This window comes from Caulobacter sp. CCH9-E1, assembly GCF_001556515.1.
Lineage (GTDB): Bacteria > Pseudomonadota > Alphaproteobacteria > Caulobacterales > Caulobacteraceae > Caulobacter.
Genome location: NZ_LSJA01000381.1, coordinates 1 through 9387 on the forward strand (window position 1 = coordinate 1; position 9387 = coordinate 9387).

10 protein-coding genes are annotated in these 9387 nt (G+C 68.5%); 5 read left to right on the forward strand and 5 right to left on the reverse strand.

What is annotated here, in order from left to right:
* Together AX690_RS21365 and AX690_RS21370 are read left to right on the forward strand one after the other, a co-directional pair.
* Nucleotides 1-823 (forward strand): aldehyde dehydrogenase family protein (locus tag AX690_RS21365; RefSeq protein WP_156449752.1); only part of this gene is annotated, 823 nt, incomplete at its 5' end.
* A 135-nt stretch (nt 824-958) separates the two neighbouring features.
* Nucleotides 959-1927 carry a M15 family metallopeptidase gene (locus AX690_RS21370; protein WP_082769804.1) on the forward strand — a complete coding sequence of 323 codons (969 nt, stop codon included), beginning with the start codon at nt 959-961 and terminating at the stop codon, nt 1925-1927.
* Here the strand turns inward: AX690_RS21370 and AX690_RS21375 are convergent.
* From AX690_RS21375 to AX690_RS21395, 5 genes are all read right to left on the reverse strand, one after another.
* On the reverse strand, nt 1905-2645 hold the full coding sequence (locus tag AX690_RS21375; RefSeq protein WP_066682725.1) for a DUF72 domain-containing protein: 741 nt from the start codon (nt 2643-2645) through the stop codon (nt 1905-1907). The two genes, AX690_RS21370 and AX690_RS21375, sit on opposite strands and share 23 nt — an antisense overlap.
* Before the next feature lie 30 nt (nt 2646-2675).
* A complete protein-coding gene (nth, locus tag AX690_RS21380) occupies nt 2676-3401 on the reverse strand; it encodes an endonuclease III (protein WP_066682726.1) in 726 nt (241 codons plus the stop codon).
* Between the two features lie 164 nt (nt 3402-3565).
* A complete protein-coding gene (locus AX690_RS21385; protein ID WP_156449753.1) occupies nt 3566-4141 on the reverse strand; it encodes an NUDIX hydrolase in 576 nt (191 codons plus the stop codon).
* Entirely contained in the window at nt 4129-5130 is a 1002-nt protein-coding gene (locus AX690_RS21390; RefSeq protein ID WP_066682729.1) for an inorganic phosphate transporter, read from the reverse strand. Before AX690_RS21390 ends, AX690_RS21385 begins: the two co-directional genes overlap by 13 nt.
* A 6-nt stretch (nt 5131-5136) precedes the next feature.
* On the reverse strand, nt 5137-5781 hold the full coding sequence (locus tag AX690_RS21395; RefSeq protein WP_066682730.1) for a DUF47 domain-containing protein: 645 nt from the start codon (nt 5779-5781) through the stop codon (nt 5137-5139).
* Between the two features lie 175 nt (nt 5782-5956).
* Between AX690_RS21395 and AX690_RS21400 the strand changes: the two genes are divergently transcribed.
* Genes AX690_RS21400 through upp form a run of 3 tightly spaced genes read left to right on the forward strand, consistent with a single transcriptional unit; the run spans nt 5957 to nt 9280 of the window.
* On the forward strand, nt 5957-6421 hold the full coding sequence (locus tag AX690_RS21400) for a (2Fe-2S)-binding protein (RefSeq protein WP_066682731.1): 465 nt from the start codon (nt 5957-5959) through the stop codon (nt 6419-6421).
* Nucleotides 6421-8595: a xanthine dehydrogenase family protein molybdopterin-binding subunit gene (locus AX690_RS21405; protein WP_066682732.1), complete on the forward strand. Its 2175-nt coding sequence runs from the start codon at nt 6421-6423 to the stop codon at nt 8593-8595. Before AX690_RS21400 ends, AX690_RS21405 begins: the two co-directional genes overlap by 1 nt.
* Before the next feature lie 55 nt (nt 8596-8650).
* Complete coding sequence (gene upp, locus AX690_RS21410; protein ID WP_066682733.1) at nt 8651-9280, forward strand: uracil phosphoribosyltransferase; 630 nt, start codon at nt 8651-8653, stop codon at nt 9278-9280.
* The last annotated feature ends 107 nt before the right edge of the window (nt 9281-9387 follow it).

A 9387-nucleotide genomic window follows, 5' to 3' on the forward strand; every position in this document is an offset into this window, starting at 1 on the left:
CAGCTCCGACATCGCTCACTACGTCTACCAGACCGGCACGGCGCACGGGAAACGCGTCCAGGCCATGGGCGGGGCGAAGAACCACGGGATCGTCCTGCCCGACGCCGACCTCGACCAGGTGGTCAAGGACCTGTCCGGCGCGGCCTTCGGCTCGGCCGGCGAGCGCTGCATGGCCCTGCCGGTGGTCGTGCCGGTCGGCAAGAAGACCGCCGACGAATTGCGCGAGCGCATGGTCGCCGAGATCGGGACCTTGAAGGTCGGCGTCTCCACCGATCCCGACGCCCACTACGGCCCGGTGGTCAGCGCCCAGCACCGCGCCAAGATCGCCGACTACATCCGCATCGGCCAGGAGGAGGGCGCCGAGCTGGTGGTCGACGGCCGCGACTTCCAGCTTCAAGGCTTCGAGCAGGGCTTCTTCATCGGCCCGTCGCTGTTCGATGGCGTCAAGAAGGGCATGAAGACCTATCACGAAGAGATCTTCGGCCCGGTGCTGCAGATCGTGCGCGCCGAGACCATGGAAGAAGCCATCGCCCTGCCGTCCGAGCACCAGTACGGCAACGGCGTGGCCATCTTCACCCGCAATGGCCGCGCCGCCCGCGAGTTCGCCGCGAACGTGAACGTGGGGATGGTCGGCATCAACGTGCCGATCCCGGTGCCGGTCGCCTATCACACCTTCGGCGGCTGGAAGCGCTCGGCCTTCGGCGACACCAACCAGCACGGCGTCGAGGGCGTGAAGTTCTACACCAAGGTCAAGACGGTGACGGCCCGCTGGCCGGAAGGCGACGTGGCGGATAGCAGCTTCGTCATTCCGACGATGAAGTAACAATCACCGGTGTCATCCCGGATGCGCCGAAGGCGCGATCCGGGACCCAGGGGCGGCGCGCACGGTGTTTCGCACCCCCTGGGTCCCGGTTCTACGCTACGCTTCGGCCGGGATGACACATTAGGGGAGCATTCGATGGCGGGTCTGGTTCGACGATCCATTCTAGCGCTCGCCGCCGCGGGCCTTGTCGCGCCCGCCGCCTTGGCCCAGACGCGCGCCGAGCGGGGGGCGATCGGCCCGTACGGCGACAAGGCCGCGCCCCTGACGGTGTTCGAAAAGGACGGCGTCCTGCACATCGACGGCATGGGCCACGCCTCGGCCCGGCTGACGGCGACGGGCGCGGGCCGCTACGCCATCGCCGGCGGCGGCGCGCTGGTTCTGGAGCTGGGCGCCGTGCGGCTGAACGGGACGCGCCTGGCTTTCCACGACTTCGGCGCGGAGACGGAAGCGGCGATCCGCGCCAGCGTGCGGGCCGACCCCGAGGCGCTTCGCCGCCTAGCCCTGGCCGCGACGCCGCCGGTCGAGACGGGCGAGTTCCTGCCTCCGGACCTCGTCGACCTGACCACGGTCGATCCGCGCATCAAGCTCGACATCCGTTACGCGGGCTCCAACAACTTCATGGGCATCCCGCTCTATGAGCGCTCGGGGGCCTATCTGCAGCGACCGGCGGCGGAGGCGCTGAAGCGGGCGCAGGACGCCCTGGGCGCCCAGGGTTATGGCCTGTTGATCCACGACGCCTACCGGCCCTGGTTCGTCACCTGGATGTTCTGGGAAGCCACGCCGCCCGACGCCCGCATGTTCGTCGCCAACCCGGCCAAGGGCTCGCGCCACAACCGCGGCTGCGCGGTGGACCTGACGCTGTACGACCTGAAGACCGGCCGGCCGGTCGAGATGCCCAGTCGCTACGATGAGTTCTCGGGCCGCGCCCACGCCGACTTCATGGGCGGGACGACCAAGCAGCGCGCGCTGCGGGCGATCCTGCGCGAGGCCATGACCGTCCAGGGCTTCGAGGTCTATGCCGAGGAGTGGTGGCACTTCGACTTCAAGGACTGGCGGCGGTATCCGATCGGGACGAAGACGTTCACGGAGCTGGCGGGGCGGTAATTGAATCCCTCTCTCTAAGAGAGAGGGATTCCCGCAGCGCCAGCGCATCCCAGGTCGCCGCGCCGAAGCGGGTGTTGTCGAAGACGCACCAGGCTCCGTCGGTCAGCCGCGCGGCTAAGGCGGCCAGGACCTCAGGCTCATACGCGCTCGCATACATCGCCGGCGAGCCGTGCAGGCGGTGGTAGCTCAGACCCTTCCAGCCGCCGGGCTCCGCCGCGAAAGGAACAACAGCCGGATCAGCCGCCACGCGGGCGACGCGGCGCGCGACCAGCAGCGTGTCCGCCTCGGCTTCGAACCAACTGGCGTGGCGCGGCTCCAGCACGGTCGGCGCGTCCGTGCGCGCCCGCCATGTTTCCAGAAACCCATCGACCCGCTCGGCCTCGAACGCCAGGCTGGGCGGCAGCTGGATCAGCAGCGGGCCGCGCTTGGCGCCCAGGCCGCCCGTCTCGTCCAAGAACTTCGACAAGAGATCGTCGACTCCGATCAGCCGCCGCTCGTGGGTGATCGCCTGAGGAACCTTGACCGCGAACCGGAAGTCCTCCGGCGTCGAGGCCGCCCAGCGCTCATAGGTCTTGCGCTGGTGGGGGCGATAGAAGGACGTGTTGATCTCGACCGCGCTCATTCGCGCGGCGTAGCGTTCGAGCACGGTCCCTTCCGTCGGGAAGGCCTCGCCCGCGCGATAAAGGCTCCAGCCGGCCGTGCCGATGCGGATGGTCATGCTTCATCAGCGCATGACTTGATGACAGGTTCAGGCGCGCGGTCGCCAGGCCAACACCTCGGCGCTGTGGCCGACCCCGACCTTGGCGCACGTCGCCTTAAGCGGACAGGCCCCGCACTTGGGTTCTTCGTGCGGGCAGAGCATCTGGCCCAGGCCCCGCTTCATCAGCCAGTGCAGCTCGAACAGGTCGTCGGCGGTCCAGGCGTCGGGCGTCTGGCCCATCAGCGCGTGATAGCTGTGGGTCGCGTCGCCCGCGCCGACCAGACCGATGCGCTTGGCGACGCGGTCGACGTGGCTGTCGACGACCAGGGCCCGCATCGCCAGATCGCTGAAGTTCAGCACGCAGGCGGCGACCTTGACCCCGACGCCGGGCAGGGCCTGCAGCTCCCAGCGCGCCTGGTCGACCGTCAGGGTCTTCAGGTGGTTCAGCGACAGCCAGCCGACCTTGTCGCGGACCATCTTCAGGGCGGTGGTCAGGTGGCGCGCCTTGTCGATCGGGAAGGTGACGTCCTCGATAATCCGCGCCACGGCGGCGACCGGGGCGTCGGCCAGGTCGTCCCAGGCCTTGAACTCGGCCCGCAGGCGCAGGAACGCGCCCCACGAGACCGCGTCTTGGGTCCTACCGCTGATCGACGACTTCACCAGCTGCGAGATCGGATCCATCCGCGTGACCGGCCGCTGCGGTCCAAACTCGCAGAGCAGGGCGTCGCGCACGCTCTCCAGCGGCGAGCGGGCGAGGCTTAGGGACAGCTGCATGGGACATCGCCGCGGGAGAACATAGTGGGAACATTAGGCGCGCGACATAGAGTTGTCCACAGGCATCTATTCCGTGTCATCCCGGTCATAGCGCATAGGGCGGATAGCCTCTTCGAGGCTTCCGGGATGACACGGCCTATTTGCTATTGAGAGAGGAGGAGCGCCTACCGCCCGTACCGCCCCCACAGCGCCGTGATCCGGCGGCGCAGGCGCTGGAACGTCACGCGCACGGGCGTCGGGGCGGGCGTCGGGGCGGGGTGGTCCTCTTCCGAGAGCTCGACCCCGGCGAAGCGGGCGATCAGGTCGCGCAGGTCGGGCTCCTGGACGGCGAGGGCCGCCTCGACCGGCGTCATCCACTGCAGGGTGCGCTGGCCCTTCTCCGGCCACGCGGCGTGCTCGCCCGTCACCTGCAGCGGGAAGACGTCGACCTTGACCAGCTTGGCCGCGCCGCTCTTCAGGCGTTTCAGGTACTCGTATTCGCCGATCGGCTTGTCGGCGATCACCCCGTCGACGCCAGCTTCCTCATAGGCCTCCTGGGCGGCGGCGGCGAAGTTCGACTTGCCCTTCATCGGCCAGCCCTTGGGGATCACCCAGCGGCGGGTCTCGCGCGAGGAAACCAGCAGGATGCGCATGGCCGCGCCTTCGCCTCGCCAAGGCAGGGCGGCGACCTGGCGGCGTTTGCCGCCGCCGCCGGACTTGCGTCCTTCCTGCTTGCCTCGCGAGGCGGTCACTTCATCCAGAACCCGAGATAGTAGAACAACGCCGCCGTGAGGGCCGCCGCCGGCAAGGTGACGATCCAGGCGATGACGATGTCCTTGGCCACGCCCCAGCGAACCGCCGAGGCCCGGCGCGAGGCGCCGACGCCGACAATAGCGCCCGTGATCGTGTGAGTCGTCGAGACTGGAATCCCAAGATGGGTAAAGAAGAACAGGGTGATGGCCCCGCCCGTCTCGGCGCAGAAGCCCTGCATCGGGGTCAGGCGGGTGATCTTGCTGCCCATGGTGTGGACGATGCGCCAGCCGCCGAACAGGGTGCCCAGCGCCATGGCCGTCTGGCAGGCCAGGATCACCCACAGCGGGATGTGGCCGGCCTGGTGCGTGGCGCCGTGGGCGAACAGGAGGGCGGCGATGATGCCCATGGTCTTCTGGGCGTCGTTGCCGCCGTGGCCCAGGCTGTAGGCGGCGGCCGAGACGAACTGCAGCTTGCGGAAGATGCGGTCGGCGAAGAACGGCGAGCTCTTCAGGAACGTCCACGAGACGACCAGCACCAGCAGCAGCGCCAGGAAGAAGCCCAGGGTGGGCGAGACCACGATGGCGGCGGCGGTCTTGGAGAGGCCCGCCCACTGAATGGCGCCGATGCCGCCGACCTTGGCGATGGCCGCGCCGACCAGGCCGCCGATCAGGGCGTGCGAGCTGGACGAGGGAATGCCCGCCCACCAGGTCAAGAGGTTCCAGCTGATCGCCCCGCCCAGGGCCCCGAAGATCAGCCGATCGCTGACGATGTGCGGATCGATGATCCCCGAGCCGACCATCTTCGCCACGCCCGTGCCGAAGAACATGAAGGCGATGAAGTTGAAGAAGGCCGCCCACAGCACCGCCCACTTCGCCGACAGCACGCGCGTCGAGACGATGGTGGCGATCGAGTTGGCGGCGTCGTGCAGGCCGTTGAGAAAGTCGAACGCCAGGGCGACGACGACCAGGAAGCCCAGGATCAGAAGCGTGGGGTCCACGGGATCTTAGACCTGCTCGACCACGATGCCGCTGATGCGGTTGGCGACGTCCTCGAAGCGGTCCATGACCTTCTCGAGGTGGCTGTAGATGTCGATGCCGACGATGAAGGCCATGGCGTCGCCGTTCCGGCTGGCCAGGAACAGGTCCTTGCGGCCCTGGTCGTACATGTGGTCGGACTGCTCCTCGATCTCGCGAATGCGGACCGAGATCTCGCCGAGCTTCTGCGCGTTGTGGCGCATCTTCGGCAGCAGGGCGACGGCCTCGGCCGTCAGCTTGGCGGCCTCGACGATGACGCCGGCCATCTGCTTCATCTGCGGCTCGAAGCTCTTCACCTCGAACAGGCTGACGACCTTGGCGGTCTTGCGCATCTGGTCGATGGCGTCGTCCAGCGAGGTGGTCAGGTCCTGGATGTCGCTGCGGTCGAAGGGGGTGATGAAGCTGCGGCGGACGGCCAGCATCACCTGGCGGGTGATGTCGTCGGCCTCTTCCTCGTGCCGGTAGACTCGGGCGCTGGCTTCCTCGACGGCGTCGCCGCCCTCGGTCATGTCGCGCAGCGCTTCGGCGCCGTCGATCAGCGTGCGGGCGTGAGCGGAGAACAGGTCGAAGAACGCGTCTTCCTTCGGCATGACGGCCTTGAACAAGCCCAGCATGGTGTCGGTCTTTCCTTGCGAGATCGCGTTCGTCCGTGGTCGGATCGCCGCGCGGCGCACCGGAACCACGGAAAGGATTTGGCCGTCAAATCCTATCTGTGAAACTTGTGTGACAGTTCTCGCGCGAGCGGCGCGATTGAGGCAGGATCGCTCCACCTTAGGGAAGGAGACGCCGATGGCCTTCACGCTGACCGTCAACGGAGAGCGTCGCACCGCCGATGTGGACGGCGACACGCCGCTGCTGTGGGTGCTCCGCGACACCCTGGGCCTCGTGGGCGCCAAGTTCGGCTGCGGCGCGGCCCTGTGCGGCGCCTGCACGGTGCACCTGGACGGTGCGCCGATCCGCGCTTGCGTGACCCCGATCAGCGAGATCGGGGCTAAGAAGGTCACCACCATCGAGGGGATCGGCAAGACGCCGGTCGGCGCCAAGGTGCAGGAGGCCTGGAAGGCGATCGACGTGCCCCAGTGCGGCTACTGCCAGGCCGGGCAGATCATGTCGGCGACGGCGCTGCTGGCGGCCAAGCCAAAGCCGACCGACGCGGACATCGACGAGGCCATGAACGGCAACCTCTGCCGCTGCGCGACCTACATCCGCATCAAGACGGCGATCAAGGTCGCCGCTGGTCAGGAGAAGGCGTGATGGACGGCGAGATCCCGCGCGACCCGACCCGGCGCTTCGTCCTGCAAAGCGGCGCGGCCGTCGGCGGCGGCCTGCTGCTCAGCTTCACCATGACCGCCGAGGGCCAGGCGGCCGGCGATTCCAAGATCAACGCCTATGTCCGCATCGCGCCGGACGGCAAGGTGACGATCGCCTCCAAGATCCCGGAGGTGGGGCAGGGGATCAAGACCTCGCTGCCGATGCTGATCGCCGAGGAGATGGACGTCGACTGGTCGGCCGTCACGGTCGAGCAGGCCATCGCCGACAGCAAGATCTACGGCCGCCAGGTGGCCGGCGGCAGCATGGCCACCACCCTGGAATATGACGGTCTGCGCCGCGTCGGCGCCAGTGTCCGGGCCCTGCTGATCCAGGCCGCCGCGACGCGCTGGAGCGTTCCGGCCGCCAGCCTCGCGACCGAGCCCGGTTTCGTGGTCCACGCCGCCAGCAAGCGCCGCGCGTCGTACGGCGAGCTCGCCGCCGACGCCGCCAAGCTGACTCCGCCCGATCCCAAGAGCCTGACCTTGAAGGACCCCAAGGCCTTCCGGATCATCGGCCAGAGCCACAAGAGCCAGAACCTCGACGCCATCACCACCGGCGCGCCGCTCTTCGGCATCGACATGCGCCTGCCAGGCATGCTGTACGCGACCTTCGCCAAGGCCCCGGTCTATGGCGCCAAGGTCGCCAGCGTGGACCTCGCCCCCGCCAAGGCGGTCAAGGGCGTCAAGGACGCCTTCGTCGTCGAGGGCGGCGAAAACCTGCTGAGCATCATGCCCGGCGTCGCCGTGGTCGCCGACAACTGGTGGGCCGCCCGCAAGGGCCGCGAGGCGCTGGACATCAAGTGGGCCGACCATCCGACCGCCGCCCAGAGCAGCAAGGGCTTCGAGGCCAAGGCCGCCGAACTGGCCAAGGCCCCGCCCCACCGCACCCTGCAGAACGACGGCGATGTCGACACCGCGCTGAAGGGCGCGGCCAAGACGGTAAGCGCCGCCTACAGCTATCCCTTCATCGCCCATGCGCCGATGGAGCCGCAGAACTGCACCGCTAGGGTCGAAAATGGGAAGGTGGAGATCTGGGCCCCGACCCAGAACCCCGAGGCCGGCCGCGCACTGGTCGCCAAGGCGCTGAACGTCGATCCCTCGGCGATCACCATCCACCTGATCCGCTGCGGCGGCGGTTTCGGCCGCCGTCTGATGAACGACTACATGGTCGAGGCCGCGGTGATCGCCTCCAAGGTCGCCGCGCCGGTCAAGCTGGTCTGGACCCGCGAGGAGGACATCCAGCACGACTTCTACCGCCCCGCCGGTTGGCACAACTTCACCGCCGGCCTCGACGCCCAGGGCGCGGTGGTGGCTTGGAAGGACCACTTCGTCACCTTCGGCGAGGGCGAGACCTTCAGCCTCGCCGCTGGCATGAACTCGACCCAGTTCCCGGCCCGGGCCGTGGCCAACTACCGCCATGACGTCTCGGTCATGCCGTTGGGCTTCCCGACCGGCTATCTGCGCGCGCCGGGCAACAACGCCTTCGGCTTCGTGATCCAGGGCTTCACCGACGAGCTGGCTCACGCCGCGGGCAAGGACCCGGTCGCCTTCCGCCGCGAGATGCTGGGCGCGCCGCGCCTGCTGGGCGAGCCGGGCAAGGGCGACAGCTTCGACACCGGCCGCATGCGAGACGTCCTCGACCTGGCCGCCGAGATGTCGGGCTGGGGCCGCAAGGTTCCCAAGGGCACGGGCCTGGGCGTGGCCTGTCACTACAGCCACCTGGGCTATGTGGCGGTGGTGATCCAGGCCACCGTCAAGGACGGGGCGATCAAGGTCGACAAGGCCTGGGCCGCCGTCGATTGCGGCCGCCAAATCGTCAATCCGTCGGGCGCCGAGCAGCAGGTGCAGGGTTCTGTCCTCGACGCCATCGGCGCGGCGCTTTACCAGGGCATGACCTTCGAGAACGGCGCGGCGGTGAACAGCAATTTCGGCGACTTCCCGCTGCTGCGGATGGCCGACGCGCCGCCGGTCGAGGTCCGCTTCAAGCTATCGGACAACAACCCGACGGGCCTGGGCGAGCCGGCCTATCCGCCGACCCCGGCCGCGCTGGTCAACGCGCTGTTCGCCGCCACCGGCAAGCGCATCCGGTCCCTGCCGATCGGCGACCAACTGGCCTGAGTTTGAGCTCGCGTGCTAGGAGCGTGGAGCCCCCTGTTCCTAGCCGAGCCGCGCCATGTCCCAGGTCACCGTCGTCAATCATCCGCTGGTTCAGCACAAACTGACCCGGATGCGGGACAAGGCGACCTCGACCAAGACCTTCCGCGCCCTGATGCGCGAGACGGCGACGCTGCTCTGCTACGAGGTCACCCGCGACCTGCCGATGGACAAGGTCCAGATCGAGACCCCGGTCGCCCCGACCACGGCCTACGAGATCGCCGGCAAGAAGCTGGTCTTCGCCCCGATCCTGCGCGCGGGTCTTGGCATGTGCGAGGGGATGCTGGACCTAGTCCCGTCGGCCCGCGTGGCCCACATCGGCCTCTATCGCGATCACGAGACGCTGGAAGCGATCGAGTACTACTTCAAGGCGCCGGAAGACATCTCGGGCCGCCTGACGATCGTGGTCGACCCGATGCTGGCCACTGGCCACTCGGCCATCGCCGCGATCTCGCGCCTCAAGCACTACGGCGTCGCCAACCTGCGCTTCGTCTGCCTGCTGGCCGCCCAGGCCGGCGTCGACGCCTTGCGCGAGGCGCATCCCGACGTGCCGATCTGGACGGCGGCGATCGACGAAACGCTGAACGAGCACGGCTACATCGTGCCGGGCCTGGGCGACGCCGGCGACCGGACGTTCGGGACGCGGTAGGGGGGCTCGCCCTTTCCGTGTCATCCCGGCCGGACCCCGGCGAAAGCCGGGGGTAGAGCCGGCGACTGTGTTGGGTCAATCGGGCTTTTGCCAGGGCTGGTTTGATT

Coding starts and splice junctions, on each gene's coding strand:
- AX690_RS21370 (WP_082769804.1), top strand. CDS start 959: ATGGCGGGTCTGGTTCGACGATCCATTCTAGCGCTCGCCGCCGCGGGC.
- AX690_RS21375 (WP_066682725.1), bottom strand. CDS start 2,645: ATGACCATCCGCATCGGCACGGCCGGCTGGAGCCTTTATCGCGCGGGC.
- nth (WP_066682726.1), bottom strand. CDS start 3,401: ATGCAGCTGTCCCTAAGCCTCGCCCGCTCGCCGCTGGAGAGCGTGCGC.
- AX690_RS21395 (WP_066682730.1), bottom strand. CDS start 5,781: ATGCTGGGCTTGTTCAAGGCCGTCATGCCGAAGGAAGACGCGTTCTTC.
- AX690_RS21400 (WP_066682731.1), top strand. CDS start 5,957: ATGGCCTTCACGCTGACCGTCAACGGAGAGCGTCGCACCGCCGATGTG.
- AX690_RS21405 (WP_066682732.1), top strand. CDS start 6,421: ATGGACGGCGAGATCCCGCGCGACCCGACCCGGCGCTTCGTCCTGCAA.
- upp (WP_066682733.1), top strand. CDS start 8,651: ATGTCCCAGGTCACCGTCGTCAATCATCCGCTGGTTCAGCACAAACTG.